Raw genomic sequence first — 20,078 nt, 5'->3', positions numbered from 1 at the left:
TTCTCAAGGACCGGTGGCGCGGCTTAAGCCTTGCCGCCTTGTGGAGAAGTGGGTTGGCCGGCGGTCGGCGCAGGACGCTTGACCCGACGGCGATATTGAATGGCGTTGAGCAACACCGCGAGCACGATGACCGCGCCGGTGAACACCGTCTGCCAGTAAGAAGAGATGCCGATGATCACCAGACCGTCGGACAGGAAACCGATCACGAAGGCCCCGAGAAGCGTTCCGCGAATATTGCCGGTGCCCCCCATCAACGACGCGCCGCCGATCACCACCGCGGCAATGGCCGTGAGTTCATAGGTCGTGCCGGCCGTCGGACCTGCGGAGGTGAGCTGCGAGGACAGGATCAACCCGGCGATGGCGGCGCAGACGCCCGAGAGCATGTACACGCTGATCTGAACTCTTTTCACCGGCACGCCGGAGAGCTGGGCTGCGCGCTCGTTGCCGCCGGAGCCATACAGCCAGCGGCCGAAGGCCGTGCGGTTGAGCATGATGCTGCCCAGGACTCCGATCACTGCGAGGATCAGGACGCCAACCGGCACATTGAACAGGCGATCGAAGCCAAGCCCGTTGAAGCCGACGTTGCCCAGATCCGCGTGGCCGCCCAGGTTGTTATAGGTCAGGCCGTTGGTCATCAGGAGAGCTAATCCGCGAACCACGTACATCACGCCGAGCGTAGCGACGAAGGCAGGCACCTTGAAGCGCGCGATGAGCACGCCGTTGACCAGGCCGATAAAGGCGCCAAGCAAACAGCACAGCACCACCACGACCCAGACCGCCGGATACAGCACGACGCCGAACAGGTTCAGCGTCACGCCTTGCAGGAAGAACCCCGCGACCACGCCGGACAGGCCAAGCGTGGACCCCACCGAGAGATCGATACCCCCGTTGATGATCACGAGCAGCATGCCGATCGCGAGGATGCCGTAGATGGCCACGTGCGAAGCCATCGTCAGGAAGTTTTCGGTGGCGAAGTAATACGGCGAGAGAAACGAAAATACGATGATGATCACGATCAGCGCAAAGAACGCACGTCCTTCGAGCAGCATCTTGCCCAGGTCGAAACCGTCGCCGAACCGGCTGGCGCGGGTTGACGTGGAAGGTTTGGCGGAGTCGTTCATGTTCTAGTCTCCATGCATTTCTATGATCAGATCACCACGGCTTCGCCGGAGGCGGCCATGATCTGGTCTTTGGTGGCATCGGTGCCGAATTCTGCTGAAATCTTGCCGCGGCGCATGACGACGATGCGATGCGCAATGCTCAGGCATTCACCCACTTCCGACGTGGAAAACACCACGGCCAACCCCTTCGTGGCGCTCTCGCTGAGCAAGCGAAAGACCTCGGCCTTGGCGCCGATGTCGATGCCGCGGCTGGGCTCGTCGAGCAGGATGACTTTCGGGCGGGTGGCGAGCATCTTGCCGATCACGACTTTCTGCTGGTTGCCGCCGGACAAGGAGCCGATAGGTGCGCCCGGGCCTGCCGTCTTGACGTGAACGTTTCGGATCGATTGATCGACGAGCGCCCGCTCGCGGGGGAAGGACAGCAGCATCCCCCTGACGAAGGTGCCGATGCTCGCGAGCGACAGGTTCGTGCCGACGCTCATGGTGGGCACCAGGCCATCGCGCTGCCGATCTTCCGGCACCAGCACAAGGCCGCGGGCAATCCGCCCGGCGATGCTCAGGGAGGCAATGTCCTCGCCTTCCAGAAGGACCTTGCCACCGGACACCTGAGAGCGGCCGGCAACCGCTTCAAGCAGTTCCGTCCGCCCCGCCCCCATCAAACCGTAGATGCACACGATCTCTCCCGCGCGCACCTCGAGCGACAGATGATCCACCACCGACATGCCGGACCCGGCGTCGTCGGCCACGCTCACATCGTCGATAGCCAGTGCAACTTCGCCGAACGCGTAGCCTGTTGGCGGCGAGCCAAGGTCGAAGTTCTCTCCCACCATGTTGCGCACGATCCAGGCGAGGTCGATATCCTTGGCCTCGGCAGTTGCCGTGATCCTGCCGTCGCGCAGCACCACGGCGTAGTCTGTAATCTGCAGAGCCTCTTCGAGATGATGCGAGATATAGACAATGGATACGCCGCGGCTGGTCAGGTCGCGGGTCACCTTGAACAGCACCTCGACTTCGGACGCGCTCAGCGCCGAAGTCGGCTCATCCATGATGAGGATGCGCGATTCAACGGAGAGCGCGCGAGCGATTTCGACGACCTGCTGCTGGCCCAGGCGCAAGTCCTGGACGCGCGTCATCGGGTCGATCTCTTCCTCGAGATCGGCCATCAGCGAGCGTGCCTGCCGCGCTTCTTCGGCGAAGTTGACGCCGGTGGCCGTGCGCAGCTCCCGGCCCATGAAGATATTGTCGCGCACGCTGAGATTGGGTGCGAGACTCAACTCCTGGTGAATGATCGAGATGCCATGGTCGCGCGCATCGTTTGACGAAGCAAACTCAACGTGCTGACCATCGAGTTCGATACGCCCCGATGTCGGCGTCTCCACCCCGGCGAGGATCTTCATCAAGGTCGATTTGCCCGCGCCGTTTTCGCCGAAGAGCGTGGTGACCTTGCCGCGATGGATATCGAAGTTCACGCCCTTCAACGCATGCACGCCGCCGTATGACTTGACGATGTCACGCGCCGACAGCAGCACTTCGTCGGCCACGGGTTGGGTCCGACGGGTTTCGTTTAGCGTGCTCATTTCACGTCCAGCTTCACCGGCGTCACCAGCCAGCCGTTCGGGTTGATCAACTGGAAGACGCCGACAACCGAAATGGTCTTGCCTGTCAGCTTGGTCGTATCAACCTTCGCCAGGACCGCCTTTTTCATCGCCGTGTTGATCGCGTATCCGGCATTCTGGTAGTCGATCTGGTTGGTGAATTGCTCGAAGCCGATGGTGCCGGTGGCATCGCGCAGATCCGTGCCGTTGATCGCCGGCCCGGTCTGCACGCGGATGATCACCGAGTCGGGTACGTTCGGCACTTTCACGGTATAGATCCCGGCATCTTCACTGCCCGCTACGCCGGTGAACTTGACCGAAATCTCAGGGCCGATGCCACCGCCTGCCACGCCGTACTGCTTGCCGGCGGCGTCCTGGTCCTTGGCGATGGCCGCAGCCAGCGTGTCGGCGCTGACTGCGCGGCCGTCGATCGCTGCTTGTGTCTTCGGAAACTGCGCTTCGCCGTAGGCCGCGGGATCGAAGGTCTTGACTTGCGCGTCGCCTGCAGACCCGATCTTCACGACCTTGGTGCTGAAGGCCATCGCCACGAGCAGGATCACTGCCAGCACTGCGGCGATGGCTGCGCGAATGCTGCGCTTGGAGCGCCGGTTCATCGATGGGGTAAGTGTGCTCATGACGTTGTCTCCCGTACTTCTGAACTATGCAAATTCAAATGCAAAGCGGACGGGGTGAATCCCTTCGCTTTGACCACTACTTCATGCTGTGCCACGTTGCCCCCAGTCATCAGCGATCACGTTGAGCACCATCGCCGCGGATGCCGCGCCAGGATCGATATGTCCAAGGCTCCGTTCGCCAAGACGCGCCGAGCGCCCCTTGGTCGCGACCATCGATTTGGTCGACTCGGCGCCTTCAGCGGCGGCGTAGCGGATCCGCGCCATGATCTCGGGCAGCGTCAGTCCACTCGCCATGCCTTGCTCCGCCGCTGCGGCGGCGGGCGTCCAGACATCGACCATGGTTTTTTCTCCCTGCTCCGCCTTGCCACGCGACCGGATGCCTTCGGCCATCGCGACGATCAGCGCCGGCGCCTCGCTCAGCGGCATGTTTGAACGCGCCCCGGCAGCCTTTGCGGCACGCATGAACGCGGTCGCGTAAAGCGGCCCCGACGAGGCGCCGACCGCGTTCAGGAACCCCTTTGCCGCGGCGTTGAATTGATCGGCAAGCGTTGCTTCAGCAGACAGCGCATCGATCGCACCGGATGCCGCGGCAAATCCGTCCGCCATCGCGATGCCGTGGTCGGCATCGCCGATCACACCGTCGAGCCGGCACAGCTCATCTCGCGCCGCGCGGATGGTCCCGGCGAGCTGGCGGAACAAGCGCGCGATGTCAGCGGTCGTCAGCATCGCCCGGTCCCCTGTTGATACATCGCGCACTCGCACGGATGATCCAGCAAGCGCTGCAGTTCATCGTCGAGATGCATCAGCGTGATCGACGCACCGGCCATTTCGAGCGACGTGCATAGCGGTCCAACCTGCGTGCGATGCACGATCAATCCCGCCTCGGCCAATCGCTGCGTGACGCGGCGGTTCATGATGTACAGCTCCATCAAAGGCGTGGCGCCAAGCGAGTTCACCAGCACCGCCACGCGCTCTCCTTTGGTCGCGCCCATCTCGGCGAGGATGGCGTCCATGATCTCGTCGACCACGGCATCGGCTGGACGCAGCGCCTCGCGACGCATCCCCGGCTCGCCGTGGATGCCCATGCCGATCTCCATCTCACCCGCTGCGATCTCGAAGTTCGCGCGCCGCGTCTGCGGCAGCGAACACGGTGCGAGCGCCACGCCCAACGTGTAAGTGCGGGCGTTGGCATGACGCGCCACCCGCTCCACTTCGTCCAGCGACATCATCAGATCGGCCGCTGCACCAGCAGCTTTGAAAATGAACACATTGCCGGCCACGCCGCGCCGTTGGTCGCGCTTGTCACGCGGCGCGGAAGCGATGTCGTCGGTGGTCAGCACCGTGCGCGCCTCGACGCCCTCCAGCTCCAGCAATTCGGTGGCCATGTCGAAATTCATCACGTCGCCGGCATAGTTGCCGTACATGAACAGCACGCCGGCGCCTCCATGCGTGGCCAGCGCCGCATCGACGGCCGGTTGCGGCGGCGGAGAGGCGAACACATTGCCGATCGCCGCTGCATCGGCCAATCCCTTGCCGACGAAGCCCAAAAACGTCGGCTCGTGTCCCGATCCGCCGCCGATCAACAGCGCGACCTTTCCCTGACGCGGTCCGTGACGCGCGACGATCGCACGCGGCGAGCCATCGAGGCGGCGCAGCAAGTTGCCGTGTGCGGCCATCACGCCGTCCAGCATCTCGTCGACGGCGGCATTGCCGTCGTTGATCAGTTTCTGTGTGATCGGATCTTGCATGGCAATCTCCCCTTCAGATGTTCAGGTCGGAAACACCGGTATCGAAATGCGGAGCCCAGAACGCCACCGATTCAGCGATCTGCTCAACGACCTGCCGATCCTTCGGTTCGCGCTCCTTGAACGACAACTCCAGGCATATTTCGTTATCCTGTCCACCGCCTGCTTGAATGGCTTCGATCAGCGGACCAGGTTGGATGCGCCCGCGTGCGTTGAACTCGGCGGTGAAAGGATGGTGACCGCCCTTGTCCATCAGCGACTGCTTGATGTGGATGATGGGCGAGACGCGCGGCACCGCGCGTGCCCAGGCGTAGGGGTCGAAGTCGTCGGGGTTCGAACTGGTGACGTCGCCGTGATCAATGTCGGCCATCATCCACATCGGCACCGCCATGTTTGCAGCGCTCAGCCGTTTTTGCAGCGCCATGCAGGCAGCGATCGTCTCGCCGAACTCGCGCCCGACCGACATCGGCTCCCAGAACACGTATTGCAACCCGGCACGCTTGGCGTGTTCCGCGACCTCCGCCCAGCAATCGATGGCGGTCTGGATCAGCGCCTCGCGACGGGTGGCATCGTCGTAGTCGCGGTAGGTGAAAATGGCGAACTGGGTGCCGATCGAATTGCCGCCGAGGTCCGCCGTGATGTCCGCGAAGGTCTTGAACCAGTCGACGTAATAGCGCCGGACATCGGCATCCGGATGACCGAAGTGGTTGAGCCGCCCATAGGGACCCGTCATGCCCGATGTGATGCGCACGCCGGTTCGCGCCATCGCTGCACGCATCTGGCGCGTGAGACGCCGGGTGACTGCAGCGGGCCACGACGGGTTGATGAACTCATGCGTGAGCTGCACGTCGCGGATCTTCATCTTGTGCGCGATGGCGTCGATGAGGTCATCCGGCTCGGCAAAGCGATTCACCAGCGGATTCGTGTTGAGTGCGAGAGTGAAAGCCATGTGCGTCTCGTGTTATGTGTGGTTCAGCAGAAGCGTCAGGCGGTTTTTCTATCGAGGCCGTCGAACCAGGCGCCGAACGCCGCCGTTTGCTCAGTACTCATGTGCAGTCCGTGCTTGGTGCGCCGCGTCAGGATGTCCGGCGCCGTCTCGGCCCACTCCTGCGCCATGAGGTAACGCACCTCGGCCTCGTATAAATTCGGTCCGAACTGGCGGCCGAGATCGGCAACGGACTTGGCGGAGCCAATCACCTGTGCCGTGCGCGCACCATAGGTCCGCGCGTAGTGAAGCATCAGGTCCCGTGGCAACCAGCCAAACTCGCGCTGCAAACGCGCGATGAATTTCGGCACGTCGGCGTTCTCGATCTCTCCACCAGGCAGCGTTGCCGTCGACGTCCAGTCTTTCCCCATGTCGGGAAAGGTTGGCCGCAGGTGTTGCAGCGCGTGCTCGGAGAGCTTGCGAAAGGTTGTGATCTTGCCGCCGAAGACGTTGAGCAGGGGCGCGCCGCCATTGGTGTCGAGGTCGAACACATAGTCGCGCGTCACCGCTGAAGGATTGCCTGCGCCGTCGTCGTAAAGCGGGCGCACGCCGGAGAAGGTCTGCACCACGTCCTGGCGCCGCAGCGGTTGCTTGAAGTAACGGTTTACCGCAGCCAGCAGGTAGTCGATTTCCGTTTCGTCGATCGATACGTTCTCAGGCGCGCCGTCCCAGGGGATGTCCGTGGTGCCGATGAGCGCCTTGTCCCCTTCGTAGGGGTTGATGAAGATCACCCGCTTGTCGTGGTTCTGCACCAGGTACGAATGCGGGCCGTCCCAGAACTTGGGGGTGACAATGTGGCTGCCCTTGACCAGCCGCACCTTGCGGGTCGAATGACCACCCGCACGTTCGATGACATCAGCCACCCACGGCCCGGCGGCATTGACCAGCGCTTTGGCGGTGACAACGCGCGTTGCACCGTTGCGCGTGTTGCGCAACTCGATGCGCCACGCCCCGCCTTCGCGCCGCGCCGAGACGCATGCAGTGCGCGTAAGCACTTGCGCGCCGAGCTGCGCCGCGTCCACGGCGTTGAGCACCACGAGGCGCGCATCATCGACCCAGCAATCGGAATATTCGAAACCCCTGTGGTACTCGTCCTTGATCGGCGCGCCTTCCGGACTGCGCCGCAGATCGAGGGTCCGCGTGCCCGGCAGCTTCTTGCGCCCGCCAAGGTGATCGTATAAAAACAGTCCCAGCCTCACCAGCCACGCCGGGCGATCGTCCGGACTGTGCGGAAGTACAAAACGCAGCGGCCAGATGATATGGGGCGCCGCGTTGAGCAGCACTTCGCGCTCGATCAACGCCTCACGCACGAGCCGGAATTCGTAGTACTCAAGATAGCGCAGTCCTCCATGCACCAGCTTGCCCGAGCGCGACGAGGTACCCTGCGCCAGGTCGTCCTTCTCGCACAGGATCACGGACAGCCCGCGTCCCGCAGCATCGCGCGCAATGCCCGCGCCGTTGATGCCACCGCCAATGACGAACAGGTCGACCATCTGGCTGCCGTTCATCTCACTGCCCTCCGTTCGACTTCTTTATTGACGGCGCCAATGGCTCCGGGATGACTCCTGCCCCGCGCCTGCCGTGCCATTTCATCCCACACGGGCTCCAGAGCGTGTCGCGCCTTCTGATAGACAGGGAACGCCTGTGCATAGGTTTGCATCCGGTTGGGATCGGGTGTCTCGATTGGCCCCAGCAGCGGAGTCACCCACTCGGCGATGCACGCCTGCATGTCGGGATAAACGCCAAGCGCGACCGCCGCCATCATGGCCGCGCCCGCCGCGCCCGCTTCTTCGCGCGTGGACGTTCGCACCGGAGCGCCGACCACCGCGCCGAGCACCGCGCGCAACGCACGCGACCGGGTTGCACCGCCGGTCAGGCGGAGCTCTGCCGGCATCGCGCCGCCCATTGCTGCATAGCAATCGCGCGCGGCCATGCCGAGTCCTTCGACCACCGCAAGCAGCAAATCCGGGAACCGGCTTTCGCTGGTGAGTCCTGTGAAGTTGGCGCGCGCGTTGGCGTTGACGAACGGGCCGCGTTCGCCTGCATCGGAGATATAGGGGTGGTAAAGGTGCGCGCCCGGCCGGCCGGCTTGCAGCCATCCATCGATGCGTTTCACCCGCTCGCTTTGCGAGAGCGGCGTGCCGAATTCCGCAAGCAGGTCGCACGCCAGATTCAGGATCCAGTCGACGTTCAGCGTCGCCGCCATGTTCGACTGCACCTGCGCCGACATGCCCGGTATCGGCAGCGCGATGACGTACCCCGTGCCCTCCGCGTTGAGATAGACATCAGTGTTCTGCACTGCACGCATATGCATGCCCGTCGATCCGATGATCGAGCAGGTGGCGCCCACTGCGCCCTCTGTGTGAATGCCGGCGCCCAATGCCGTCAGCACAATATCGACAAACCCCAGGCACACCGGCGTTCCGGCCAACAGGCCCGTTGCCGCTGCAGCTTCAGGCGACAGCGCATGAGTGATCTCGGTGCCATCGATGATTTCCGGCAACAGGCCACGCCGCGCCGACAGCCCCAACGTTTCGATCACCGAGTCGTCATAACGCCGGGTGCGGAAGTCGCCATAGGTGAAGCTCGCTTCCGACGGGTCCGTCGCGCGAACTCCGGTGAGGTTGAGATACAGCCAGTCCTTGCAATGCAATGCGACTTCGGAACGGTCGAGCACCTCGGGCGTGGTCGCGTCCATGTGCGCGATCTGCGCGCCTTGACTGCATGCCGCCAGCCCGGTGCCGGTGGCCTCGAAGCGAGCACGGCTTGTTGGGCTTCCTTGTAGACGCCGCACCGTATCCGCGGCACGCGCGTCCAGCCAGAGCCATGCGTCGGTCGCGGGCTTGTTTTCCGCGCCGACCAGCCAGGTGCCATCGCCCTGCCCCGTCACCGATATCGCCGCAGTGCGGCGAGCCAGGCCCTCGATCTTGGCGCCAAGATCACGCAGCGTCTGCGCGCAGTCCGCCCACGTCTGGTCCAGTGACTGAAAGGCCGCGCCATCGGCGCTCGTGGTGTAACGGTTAGGAACCGATGCCACCGCGACTTGCCGCCCTGCCAAGTCGAAGGCCACCGCCTTGATGACCGACGTACCCGCGTCGATACCGATCAGGAGATCGCGTCCGGCACTGGCGATCGATGACGGAGCCATCACGCCGCCTCCTCGTTGATCGTTCCGCGATTCAAGGCCAGCGCCGTGGCTTCATCGGTTATCAATCCGCTGAGGAGCCCACTGTTCAGAACGGCACGAATCGCGTCTACCTTCTCGGCGCCGCCGGCGATGGCGACAATGCGCCGCCCGGTCAGGTCAGCGAGATTGGGCGCCACCGTGCGAGCCGCCAACGATGTTTCGACAGATTTGCCGGCGTCATCGAAAAAGTGACCCAGCACTTCGCCCTGGCCGCCCATATCGCGTACTTCGCGGATTTCTGCCGGTTCGATCATCTGCGATGCAACGAGTTGCGCGTCGGGCTGTGCAGAGCCGATACCGACGATCATCAGGTCCGCATGCGCCGCCAGATCGAACACCTCGCGCACGCCGCGCTGCGACAGCAATACCTCCCTGTCTTCAGCGGTATTGGCGAAAAACGGCAGCGGCAGCACGTAAGACACGGCGCCGGTTTTCTCTGCCAGACGGTGAATGACGTCGTACGGATTCGCCGTGTAGTTGCGCGTGACGCCGCCCAGCAGCGACACGAAACGCACTTTGCCGGCATCGATGCGCGGCATGTCAGCCACGACGGCCGCAAGCGTCCGGCCGTGCCCCATGCCGATCACGCCGCCTTGGCGCGCCGCAATTTCGCGCTGCAAAAAGTGCGCGCCGGCAACGCCGAGGGCACGTAGCGGCAAGCCAACCTCATGTAGATCCGGGACTACTTCGCAATAGGCCAACCCGTAGCGCTCGCCAAGTTCGGCTTCCAGTACGACACATTCGGCCACGTCGCCATCGATCGTGACCTTCACCGCGCCGCTCTGGTTGGCGCGCGTGATAAGCCGATGCGCCTTGACGTTGCTGACTCCTAGGCGCATGGCGACATCGGCCTGCGTCTGCCCCGCGGCGTAGTGCAACCACGCCGCCCTGATCGCGAGACTGTCTTCGGCATCACGCCTGTCGGCGGACTTCGTCATGTCTTCTCCACGTGCAAAAACGAAAAATGAATTTTTTTTCGTCTGCTGTAATTTATTTCATCTGTGCCAAGAATAGCAAGCAAATCCCCCGTTGGCATCCGCTAAAACCCTTACACGAGAGCCGTCATGTTTATGAAAGCTTGATTGCGTGAGTTTGGGTTTGGGGAGGGTTCAGCGATGCTTTCGGCGGCCATTCGCATGGATCAGCCCTGTGGGATGATTTGCAATCTGGATAAAGAAAGGACAAGCGATGAGCATCGAAGCTTTGAGCGACGGCCAGATAATCGAGGCCTGGAAGCGGAACGCTTCGCCCTGGACGACTGCGGTACGTGCAGGCGAAATCGAGAGCCGTCGATTGGTGACCGATCGCGCAATCCTGGACGCGGTGCTCGCGTGCAGACCACGGACGGTCATCGATCTGGGTTGTGGCGAAGGCTGGCTTGCCCTTGCCTTACAGCAGAATGGGATCGAGGTAACGGCGGTGGATGTGGTGCCGGCATTGGCACTGGCTGCGAGGCAGGCGGGCGTGGTCGACAGCCGCGTGATGTCTTACGAAGAAATCGCCGAAGGGCGCTTGTCAGTCAGCGCCGATGTCGTGGTCTGCAACTTCTCATTGCTCGGAAAGGAATCGGTGGACGACCTGCTGCGAGCCATTCCCACGTTGCTCAAGCCGGATGGCGCCTTGATCGTGCAGACGCTGCATCCGCTGGTTGCATGTGGTGACCTGCCGTACGTCGACGGCTGGCGGCCAGGTTCATGGGCAGGGTTCGGCCCTGCGTTCACCGATGCCCCGCCCTGGTACTTCAGGACCTTGGGCACGTGGCTCGAACTCATCAGGTCTAGCGGACTGACGCTGAGCGCGCTGCAAGAGCCATTAGACCCGCGAACTGGCAGGCCGGCATCCGTTGTACTTCGTGCGCATCGGACTGGATGACCGGCCCCAACTACACGCTACGCGGACTGCAACGCCATCACGATCATGGTCACCAGCGACACGACGAAGATCGAAGCGCCGATCGTCTTGCGTCGAGTCAGTTCGGTCCAGAGCAGCACGCCGGTAAGCGATAGCAGAATCAAGCTGCCGGCGATCGAATCCGCGAACAGGATCCAGCCGACACCCGCGCCTTCCGAGCGATGCAACCCTTCAAGCGTGTTGAGCAAACCCTGGTCGCGACGTTCAACGTTGACCAGGTTTGCGCCCTTCCACGTATCCGCCGTGACCAGATAATGCGGCGCGATGAAGCGAATCACCCAGTGCTCGGGCTGAATCACCGACTGGTCGCCCCACGTGACGGGTTTGGCCTTTTCACGCGTCACTCGCTCGGCAGGCCGGTCGAGTTTTAATTCGCCCTGCAGAAATTGCGCAAGCTCAGCAGGCGACTTGGGCGCCGGCGTCGGCATGGCGACCTGGATCGTCGATACGCTGGGACCGCCGACCTTGATTTTCATCGTCGCGCGATGATTCTGCAGGATCCCTGTCACGCCAAATAGCAGGCCGAGCACCGCGCCCCACAATCCGATCCAGCCGTGAACGCGGCGCAGCCACTTGAGAAAAGTGCTGCGTCGAGAGCGCGATTTTTGCGCGCTTTCCTGGGATGCCGCCGCCGGTTCGGCGTTGTTTTTTAGTGTGCTTGCCTGCATGGTTTCGTGTGGGTGGGCTGTGGGGGGAAGCGCGAAGCGCTAGAAATCGAACGTAGAACTAAGCTCGAGCGTGCGGCCAAGGCCAACACCAATCTGGTTCGATCCGACTGCACTCCAGTAACGCTTGTTGGTCGCGTTTTCGAGGTTCGCCTGGATCGTCGCCCGCTTGCCGAAGAGGCGCGTCGTGTAGCGCAGGCCGGCGGTGAGCAACGTATAACCACCTATCGACGCCTGGTCGAGATCGTTCACCGCGCGAGGCCCGATGTAGTACAGGCCGCCATTGATCGAGAGCCCGGCCACCGCCGGTATGCGGTAGTCGGCAAACAGGCTCGCGGTGACGTGAGCAGCGTTTTCGGGCGTCTTGCCTACCAGCGTCGGATCGGGAGAATCGACCTGCGTCGCATCCAGATAGACCGCGGAAGCGATGACCGACAGATCGCGCGTCAGATCGCCTTGCAGCGAAAATTCGACGCCTCTATACCGCGCATTGCCGTTCATCACGAAGACGTTGTCGGCGTTGGTACCGGTCGATGGCTGACGCAAATTGAACAACGCGACCGACGCAAGCATGTTGTTCGTGATCCGGGTCCTCACGCCGATTTCTTCCTGCTTGCTGACACCGGCGGGCAGGATCTGGTTGGCGTTTTCGGCGGTAGACGGCGCACTTCCTTCGGACTCCAGTGCTTCGACATAGCTCGCGTAGACGCTGGTGCTCGGCGTCACCCTGAAGCTCAGGCTGGCGGACGGTGTGGTCCTGCTGATGTCGGAGTTGGGCGTTCCCGCTTGCGACGTGATGTATTCGGATTGCCTTAGCCCCGGGATGAATTGCAGCCGTGAGGTCAGGTCGATCCGGTCGAACACATAGGCGCCGCCGTTGCGCACATGCTGCGCGTAGAACTGCTTGGGCGTGCCGCTTGGCGTCAGCGTGGTGATGTCGACGGGGTTGTAAAGGTTTTGCGCCGCAGTGAACGTGTAGGACGTGAAATTCGGCTGATACATCCAGTCCTGCGAGACGCCCATCGTCAGGTCATGAGCGATCGAACCGGTATTGAACACGCCGTTCGTCTCGAGGCGGACCGTCTCGTTCTGGTACCGCTGACCAAATTGCTTGGTGGCCTGCACGGTGCCGGCGCCCGTTGTCACGTTGTATTTCTGGAAGACCCAGTTCCAGCGATCACGCCGTGTGATCGACTCGCCCGCTGCAAGGTTCACGCTCCAGTTGTCCGATAAAGCGTAGTTGGCGCGGAACAGGTTCGTGTCTGCGCTTGAACGCGTCGGATAGCCTGCGCCTGAGAGCAGTTTATTTGGATCAGGAATGCCGGGTAGGGAAATGACGCCCTGTTTGTTCGCCGCGAGCGGCACGATGCCCGCTTGCTCGACAATGCTGGTCTCGATGTGTTCGAGATCGTACTGGAGCGTCAGGCGGCTGTTCACCCGCCAGTCGAGCGCCGCACTGATGAACTTCCGATAACCGTGATCGCCCTCGATCGGCGCCTCGACATGCTCATCCATCGCATTGACGCGCACGCCGAACTGGTCGTCCGTGCCGAAGCGCCGGGCGATGTCGACATGCGTGCCGAACGATCCTCGCGAGTCGCCGAGCAGCGAGACGCTCGTGACCGGCTCGGTACCCGCGCGCTTGGTGACCATGTTCACGATGCCGGCCGGCGCGGCAAATCCGTAGTAAAGCGCGGACGCCGCTTTCAGGACTTCGACGCGCTCCTTGTCTTCCATCGGCATCCAGATGTTGTTGTCGATTGGCAGGATGCCGTTGAAGTAGAAGCTTGCGCGGTTGTCGAGCGGAATGCCGCGGATCGCCAGGTTGTCGTAGGCAAGACCGCTGAGCTGCTGGCGCGTCACGCCGGCTACGTTACGCAGCGCGTCGTAAAGGCCGGTGTCTCCCTGAGCATCCATCACGCTGCGCGTCACCACATTTACGGTCGCGGGCACGTCCAGCACATCCATTCCCCGATACGGGCCCGTTTCGACGGACTTAGGCGCAAAGCCCTGTGCCCGCTGGCTGGTGACCGTTACCGCGGGAAGCTGCTGGGCGCCCGATTCATCGGTCGTTGGAACTGCCGTGCTGCTGGTTGTATCGGCCATTGCCGGCCGTGCTGCCATTCCGATCAAGCCTGCTGCCAGCAAAGTGCTGACGAGCGGCGCCCTTTTATTGAGCGGCAACCGTCTACCCGCCCTTTTTCCGCGACACATCGTTAAACCCCCGAATGAGCGTGTGAGCGCGATCCCGGATGCTGACGGTTCAAGCCAGCCCGAGGAATGCGCACTCCCGTTCATTTATTCAACAAATAAGAATGATTCGTGTTTATATTATTATTTATGTAAAAAATCAAGTGACACTTTCGCGTTAACGGGCGGGTTGACGGTCACAAAGGCGCGCGTCGGCGCGTCGATTCCGCCGACACCGTCACTCGCGACACTTCTCTACGGGGCTGGCTGGTGAGTCCACCGGACGTTGCGTTCAGGCCTCTGCGTGTCGAAGGATTATCAATAGGAATGCTGATCGTCTGGCTTACGTCCGCCGACTTGAAAATTCCAATTCACGCTTGCGGCTCATTTCGACCGTTCGACATTGCGGTCCGAATCGCCGACAATCGCATTTAGCCGACTGCCTAGCGACCCGACATCGCAACAATTCGCATGAAATCCGAAGCAAGACTTTGCGCACATCGATAACAACACTGAAATACCCCTGTTTCCGACAACCTGAATTCAGCTTTCCTACCGCCAATCCATGCTTTCAACTTCAAGCGCCACGCTGATGACGTTAGGCATCGCCATCGTGCTGGTCATGCCGGGTCCAACAAACACGTTACTCGCTACCGCCGGTCTAAGGCGGGGTTTAAAGCGCTCCGCCCATCTGACTGCCGCCGAATTCGCCGGCTACCTCGTGTCGATTTCAGGCTGGGGATATTTCCTGTCCCATGCGGCGACCTCGCTCACCTGGCTGCCGACGCTCCTGCGTATTGCGAGCGGCCTCTATCTTGCCTACCTCTCGGTGCGCATGTGGCAAACAGCGGACTCGTTGCCTTCATCGGCGCAAGGGACGATCGGCCTGCGTGTGTTGTTCACCGCGACATTGCTCAACCCGAAAGCCATCCTGTTCGGCGGCACGATTTTTCCGGCGGCTGCGTTCGAGAGCCTGGGCGCCTATGTTGAAGCGATGGCAATCTTCACTGCCCTGCTAGTCCCGATCGGGCTGGCGTGGATCGCATTTGGCGCAGAACTCGGCAGCGGCCGCCTGATGCGGCTCAGTCCGGTGCACATGCAGCGTGGTGCATCGATTGTCCTGGCGGCCTTTTCCTTATCTCTCGCGTGGGCGGCGTTGCATTAGCCGCATTTCACGAACGCAGCCGCACCTTACACTTCGCTGCGCTTGAGCAAGTAATCGAGCCCGCCCACGCGATACCACCGGTAACCATAAGGCTCGAGAACCACGCTATGGCGGCCGTCGGCGCCCACCTGGCTGTGGTCGTCGGACAGCAGGTTGACGAGCATGTCCTCGCCGGGATTCGCACAGCCCGACCTGAACTTCACGGTGCACGCCTCGGCGCTGAAGTTATGCAGGCACAAGACCGAATTGTTGCGCCAGTCGTAGCGCAGGGCGAGGACATCGTTGCGGGAAACGCGTAGGACCGCGAAGTCGCCCCAGCTGATCTCAGGCACCTCCCGACGCATGCGGATCAGCCGCTCCGTCCAGTTCAGGAACGAATTGGGGTCGCGCCGCTGGTCGGCCACATTGACCCGTTCGTATCCGTACGGACCACCCGAAATGACGCGCGAAACGGGCCGTTCGTGCTTGGTAAAACCGCCATGCGGCTCGCTCGACCACTGCATCGGCGTGCGGGCGCATTCACGTTCCGGCAGGCGCAGATCGTCGCCCATGCCGATTTCATCGCCGTATCGGAACACCGGGGTTCCCGGCAGCGTCAGCATCAAGCTGTAGGCGAGTTCAAGACGACGCCGGTCGCCGGAGAGCATCGGCGCAATCCTTCTGCGGATGCCCCTTTCGTATAGCTGCATATCCGGATCCGGGCCGAAGGCCGCGAATACCGTGGCACGTTGCTCGGGCGTCAGGCGGCCGAGATCGAGTTCATCGTGGTTGCGCAGGAACACGCCCCATTGCGCGGTTGCCGGCCGCGGCCTGGTCGCCAGCAGCGCCTTCTTCAGCGGTCCCGTATCCGCGCTGGCAAGCGTGTAGAACGTATTCTGGTTGACCTGGAAATTGAACATCATCTGAAGACGCTCGCCGTCATCGCCGAAATAATCCAGGTCAGTATCAGGCAGGACATTCGCCTCCGCGAGGATGATCGCGTCGCCCTTGCGCCACTGCAGGAACTCCCGGAACGTGCGCAGCATGTCGTACTGCTCGACCGGCTTAGTGACCTTGGCGCCCTTTGTGGATATCACGAAAGGCACGGCGTCCATCCGGAAACCCGACACGCCAAGCTGAATCCAGAAACCCATCACCTTCAGTATCTCCGCCTGCACGTGCGGGTTGGCGGTATTCAAGTCCGGCTGAAAATCGTAGAAACGATGGAAGTACCAAAGCGCCGCTTGCTTGTCGTACGTCCACGTCGACTTCTGAACGCCCGGGAACACGATTCCATCCTTGGCATTGCGCGGTTTCTTCTCCGACCACACATACCAGTCGCGATATTTCGAGTCGGGATCGCTACGTGCTTCGCGAAACCATGCGTGCTGATCGGACGTGTGGTTGACCACGAGATCGATCATGACTCGCAGGCCGCGCTGATGGCAGGCATGCGCAAACTCGGCGAAATCGCCTAGCGTGCCGTAGCGGGGATCGACGTTGTAGTAGTCCGAGATGTCGTATCCGGCGTCGCGGCCGGGTGACGGCTGGAACGGCATCAGCCAGATAGTGGTAATGCCGAGGCCTTGCAGGTAATCAAGGCGGCGGATAAGGCCCTGGAAGTCGCCGACGCCGTCGCCGTTAGCGTCCATGAACGTGCCTACCGAGAGGCAATAGACGACTGCATTCTTGTACCAGAGGTCGTTTAGCATTTAAGTCTGCCCGTTGGGTCCAACCTGTGCAGTCATTCGAGGAACGAAAATGTCAGACTTGGCGTGGTGGCAGCGAGGCGTGATTTACCAGGTCTATCCGCGATCCTTCCAGGACGAAAACGGCGACGGCATCGGCGATCTCGCGGGCATCACTGCACGCCTGGACTATCTCAGCACGCTTGGCGTCAACGCCGTGTGGATCTCGCCTGTCTACCCATCGCCCATGGCCGACTTCGGTTACGACGTCGCCGACTATTGCGCCATCGCGCCGGTGTTCGGGACGCTTGGCGACTTTGACCGGCTCGTGGCACATGCGCACGAACTGGGCCTGAAGGTATTGCTCGACTTTGTCCCCAATCATTCCTCCGACCAGCATCCGTGGTTCAAGGAGAGCCGCTCGTCACGCGATAACCCGAAGCGCGACTGGTATTTGTGGCGCGATCCCGCTCCCGATGGCGGGCCGCCGAACAACTGGCTGAGCCGCATGGGCGGTTCGGCATGGGAGTGGGACGCCCTCACGGGCCAATACTACTATCACGCTTTCCTGCGCGAACAGCCCGATCTCAACTGGCGCAATGCCGAGGTACGCACGGCAATGGAGGGCGTCTTGCGGTTCTGGCTGGATCGGGGCGTCGATGGCTTTCGTGTGGATGTACTTTGGTTGCTGATCAAGGACGCCCTCTTCCGCGACAATCCGCCGAACCCGCAGTTCAGGGCTGGTGAACCGGATCATCATCGGCAGTTGCAGACGTATACGGAAGACCAGCCTGAAGTCCATGACATCGTCCGGTCGATGCGCGCGACGCTCGACGAATACGGCGAGCGCGTGCTTATCGGCGAAATTTATTTGCCCGTGCATCAACTCGTCAGCTATTACGGACCGAATGGCGACGGCGCCAACATGCCGTTCAACTTTCAACTGATCAGCGCGCCCTGGAACGCGGCGGAGATTGCGCGAATCGTGTCCGAATACGACGATGCGCTCCCCTTGCATGCATGGCCGAACTGGGTGCTCGGCAATCACGATAACCCGCGGGTCGCGTCACGCATCGGCGCGCGCCAGGCGCGAGTCGCCGCGATGTTGCTGCTCACCCTGCGCGGCACGCCCACGCTCTATTACGGTGATGAAATCGGCATGGCGGATGGTGTGATTCCGCCCGATCGCGTACAGGATCCTGCCGAGTTGCGACAACCCGGCATCGGTCAGGGCCGCGACCCGGAACGAACGCCCATGCAATGGGATGGATCGCCGAACGCGGGCTTTTCGAGCGGCGTGCCCTGGCTGCCAATAAGCAGAGGCGACGGTGTCAACGTAATTGATCAGGATCGCGAAGAATCGTCTATGCTGACGTTTTATCGACGCTTGCTGGCGTTGCGCAGAAGCGAACCGGCGTTGGTGGAAGGCGCGATCGAACGGGTGGCTTCCAGCGGGAGCGTATTGACCTATGAACGCAGCTTTGGCGGCGACCGGTTTTTCATCGCGTTGAACATGGCCGGAGGGGATGCGCCGGTGCAGGTGCCTCAGGGAATCGTGGTGTTATCGACGATGGGCGGTCATGAGGGGAAGCGAATCGCAGGACCCGGCTGGGTGCTCGCCGGCGACGAAGGCATCGTCATTCGTGTAACGGAGCCGGCTTAGCATGTGCCTGAACGCGTCTTGTGTATTGCGGCGCTAGCCATAGCGATCAGTGCGACGCCGCGCGGGTTTCGCACGGCGCACCGGATAGGTCCTTCATCCATGCTGCGCTCAGCGCAGGCGCGTCCATGCAGGCCTGCGTCTTAGCAGGCTTCGAGCACATTAATAACGCGGCTGGCGAGCAACGGCTTCGTGTTACGCCCGTATTCGGCCATATGCGCAGAGGCGCCATGCGCCTTCAACGCTTCGGCGCTTTCCCAGCGTTCAATCACGGCAAACGTGTTATTGCCGAGCGGTGTCTGAATCGCCCCGAAATCCGGTACGTCGATTACCGCTTCGTAGCTGATGCATCCATTTTCGGCCAGCACTGCTGGACGGTTCTTGCTGAATAGTTCCAGCACGGCGTCGCGTGAACCGGGCAGCGCGGTGATCGTGGCAATGACGTGAATCATCCGGACATTCTCCTTTCGTGGTTGGGCAGGGCCTGCTGTTCGCAATGATATCCGCGTCGAGTGACGTATGCTGCCAGCGGCTTCTGTTGTATCAAAGTCAGGTCCATGTCCGGGAGATGCGTCCCCGCGATAGTCTCTTCTTTCACGCTTTTGTTCTCTGGCGAACTCGCTAAAACGTTGTAGCGCCCGTCACCGACTACACCTGTGGCTAAGACCGAGCCCGACGTTCCGGCATCGTTAGCGGCATGTCGAACGCCCTGAAATTTCTACTCGCGCGCCCTGCTGATCAACACACAGACAGCAGCGATCGCGTCCGCGTGTAAACTAGCGGACTTTTTGACACTGGTGGTATGGTGCAAGCCCCTCAGCGCACAGCTTTCAGCGGTCCGACACTTATTCGCTTGCTGGCACGTCTGGCGGATGTCGAAGTTACCGAATCCAGACAGTCGCTCTCTGACCGGCTGAGCCAATGGCTGCACTGGACGGACGCCATCGCGCTGTCCACGGCGCTTGGCGGCCATGTGCCTGCTCTCGCTCCCGGCGCGCAAGCCCCTGTCAGCGCGGAGGAGGCCGATTGCGCCCGCGTGCGCGGCACGCTGGTGCATGCCATCGCCGGCGGTGCGCCCACCGCCGCCAGGCGGCACCAAGGCGCGAGAACATCCGCTCATGGAGTGTCCATGGACGCTGCCGTCGACTACGCGGCTTTTCGTCAGATCTATCTGTCCATGCAACAGACGATGGAGACGGGCATCGGCAACTTGCGTAGCCGCCTGCGGGCAAAGCTTTCCGCCGGGACACCCGGCATGAGCCGGCTGGCTGAGGTCGATGCCGTCATGGAGCGCGCGCTGAGCCCGCGCGAGCGGAGTCTGCTGGCCACCGTGCCCGGGTTGCTCGGCGGGCACTTCGAACGCTTGCGCAAAGCGGGCCGGGAGACGCTCGCCGACGCCCAGGCGCCGGAGGACGCCCCGACGGTTACGCCGGGCGCGTGGCTGAACGTGTTCCGCAAAGATATGCAGAGCGTGCTGCTGGCCGAACTGGATCTTCGTTTTCAACCGGTCGAAGGGTTGCTCGCGGCCCTTCGTACCCGCTAACTGGGACGC

The 20,078-nt window shown here is 62.1% G+C and carries 18 protein-coding genes; 5 read left to right on the top strand and 13 right to left on the bottom strand.

Going from position 1 to position 20,078, the window contains the following annotated elements:
• Nucleotides 1–23: 23 nt before the first annotated feature.
• The 9 genes from ACSOSP_RS29495 to ACSOSP_RS29455 all read right to left on the bottom strand — a co-directional run bounded on the left by ACSOSP_RS29495 (nt 24) and on the right by ACSOSP_RS29455 (nt 10,206).
• Nucleotides 24–1,121 carry an ABC transporter permease gene (locus ACSOSP_RS29495; RefSeq protein ID WP_031356735.1) on the bottom strand — a complete coding sequence of 366 codons (1,098 nt, stop codon included), beginning with the start codon at nt 1,119–1,121 and terminating at the stop codon, nt 24–26.
• 26 nt (nt 1,122–1,147) lie between these two features.
• Nucleotides 1,148–2,650, bottom strand: coding sequence for a sugar ABC transporter ATP-binding protein (locus tag ACSOSP_RS29490; protein WP_455312023.1), 1,503 nt, complete (start codon nt 2,648–2,650; stop codon nt 1,148–1,150).
• Between the two features lie 44 nt (nt 2,651–2,694).
• Nucleotides 2,695–3,351 (bottom strand): DUF2291 family protein, encoded by a 657-nt coding sequence (locus tag ACSOSP_RS29485; RefSeq protein ID WP_455312022.1) that lies wholly within the window; start codon nt 3,349–3,351, stop codon nt 2,695–2,697.
• An 81-nt stretch (nt 3,352–3,432) separates the two neighbouring features.
• On the bottom strand, nt 3,433–4,077 hold the full coding sequence (gene dhaL, locus ACSOSP_RS29480) for a dihydroxyacetone kinase subunit DhaL (protein ID WP_455312020.1): 645 nt from the start codon (nt 4,075–4,077) through the stop codon (nt 3,433–3,435).
• Nucleotides 4,071–5,099 carry a dihydroxyacetone kinase subunit DhaK gene (locus ACSOSP_RS29475; protein ID WP_455312018.1) on the bottom strand — a complete coding sequence of 343 codons (1,029 nt, stop codon included), beginning with the start codon at nt 5,097–5,099 and terminating at the stop codon, nt 4,071–4,073. The genes dhaL and ACSOSP_RS29475 overlap by 7 nt, the downstream gene beginning before the upstream one ends.
• 13 nt (nt 5,100–5,112) lie before the next feature.
• Complete coding sequence (locus ACSOSP_RS29470; RefSeq protein ID WP_455312017.1) at nt 5,113–6,045, bottom strand: sugar phosphate isomerase/epimerase family protein; 933 nt, start codon at nt 6,043–6,045, stop codon at nt 5,113–5,115.
• Between the two features lie 35 nt (nt 6,046–6,080).
• The gene (locus ACSOSP_RS29465) at nt 6,081–7,589 is read right to left on the bottom strand and encodes a glycerol-3-phosphate dehydrogenase (protein WP_455312016.1); all 1,509 of its coding nucleotides are present in this window, start codon (nt 7,587–7,589) and stop codon (nt 6,081–6,083) included.
• Complete coding sequence (locus tag ACSOSP_RS29460) at nt 7,586–9,229, bottom strand: FGGY family carbohydrate kinase (RefSeq protein WP_455312015.1); 1,644 nt, start codon at nt 9,227–9,229, stop codon at nt 7,586–7,588. The genes ACSOSP_RS29465 and ACSOSP_RS29460 overlap by 4 nt, the downstream gene beginning before the upstream one ends.
• Entirely contained in the window at nt 9,229–10,206 is a 978-nt protein-coding gene (locus ACSOSP_RS29455; protein WP_455312014.1) for a sugar-binding transcriptional regulator, read from the bottom strand. Before ACSOSP_RS29455 ends, ACSOSP_RS29460 begins: the two co-directional genes overlap by 1 nt.
• 250 nt (nt 10,207–10,456) lie before the next feature.
• Between ACSOSP_RS29455 and ACSOSP_RS29450 the strand changes: the two genes are divergently transcribed.
• A complete protein-coding gene (locus tag ACSOSP_RS29450; RefSeq protein ID WP_455312012.1) occupies nt 10,457–11,140 on the top strand; it encodes a class I SAM-dependent methyltransferase in 684 nt (227 codons plus the stop codon).
• A gap of 17 nt (nt 11,141–11,157) precedes the next feature.
• Here ACSOSP_RS29450 and ACSOSP_RS29445 read toward each other — a convergent pair whose 3' ends face one another.
• Both ACSOSP_RS29445 and ACSOSP_RS29440 read right to left on the bottom strand, forming a co-directional pair.
• Nucleotides 11,158–11,847 (bottom strand): PepSY-associated TM helix domain-containing protein, encoded by a 690-nt coding sequence (locus ACSOSP_RS29445; protein ID WP_455312011.1) that lies wholly within the window; start codon nt 11,845–11,847, stop codon nt 11,158–11,160.
• 39 nt (nt 11,848–11,886) lie between these two features.
• The gene (locus tag ACSOSP_RS29440; protein WP_455312009.1) at nt 11,887–13,950 is read right to left on the bottom strand and encodes a TonB-dependent siderophore receptor; all 2,064 of its coding nucleotides are present in this window, start codon (nt 13,948–13,950) and stop codon (nt 11,887–11,889) included.
• On the opposite strand from ACSOSP_RS29440, the gene ACSOSP_RS29435 reads away from it, so the two are divergent.
• The gene (locus ACSOSP_RS29435) at nt 13,928–14,308 is read left to right on the top strand and encodes a hypothetical protein (RefSeq protein WP_455312008.1); all 381 of its coding nucleotides are present in this window, start codon (nt 13,928–13,930) and stop codon (nt 14,306–14,308) included. The two genes, ACSOSP_RS29440 and ACSOSP_RS29435, sit on opposite strands and share 23 nt — an antisense overlap.
• A gap of 291 nt (nt 14,309–14,599) precedes the next feature.
• Entirely contained in the window at nt 14,600–15,199 is a 600-nt protein-coding gene (locus tag ACSOSP_RS29430) for a LysE family translocator (RefSeq protein ID WP_455312007.1), read from the top strand.
• A 26-nt stretch (nt 15,200–15,225) separates the two neighbouring features.
• Here the strand turns inward: ACSOSP_RS29430 and ACSOSP_RS29425 are convergent, their stop codons facing one another.
• Nucleotides 15,226–16,890: an alpha-amylase family protein gene (locus ACSOSP_RS29425; RefSeq protein ID WP_455312005.1), complete on the bottom strand. Its 1,665-nt coding sequence runs from the start codon at nt 16,888–16,890 to the stop codon at nt 15,226–15,228.
• Nucleotides 16,891–16,939: 49 nt separating this feature from the next.
• Between ACSOSP_RS29425 and ACSOSP_RS29420 the strand changes: the two genes are divergently transcribed.
• Nucleotides 16,940–18,529, top strand: coding sequence for an alpha-amylase family glycosyl hydrolase (locus tag ACSOSP_RS29420; RefSeq protein WP_455312003.1), 1,590 nt, complete (start codon nt 16,940–16,942; stop codon nt 18,527–18,529).
• Between the two features lie 140 nt (nt 18,530–18,669).
• On the opposite strand, the gene ACSOSP_RS29415 is transcribed toward ACSOSP_RS29420, so the two are convergent.
• On the bottom strand, nt 18,670–18,978 hold the full coding sequence (locus tag ACSOSP_RS29415; protein WP_455312002.1) for a putative quinol monooxygenase: 309 nt from the start codon (nt 18,976–18,978) through the stop codon (nt 18,670–18,672).
• Nucleotides 18,979–19,328: 350 nt separating this feature from the next.
• On the opposite strand from ACSOSP_RS29415, the gene ACSOSP_RS29410 reads away from it, so the two are divergent.
• On the top strand, nt 19,329–20,069 hold the full coding sequence (locus ACSOSP_RS29410) for a DUF3348 domain-containing protein (RefSeq protein WP_455312001.1): 741 nt from the start codon (nt 19,329–19,331) through the stop codon (nt 20,067–20,069).
• Nucleotides 20,070–20,078: the final 9 nt, after the last annotated feature.

It is taken from the genome of Caballeronia sp. KNU42 (assembly GCF_053760385.1).
The sequence above is the reverse complement of the archived record's forward strand: the minus strand, read 5'-3'. Positions and strand labels throughout refer to the sequence as shown.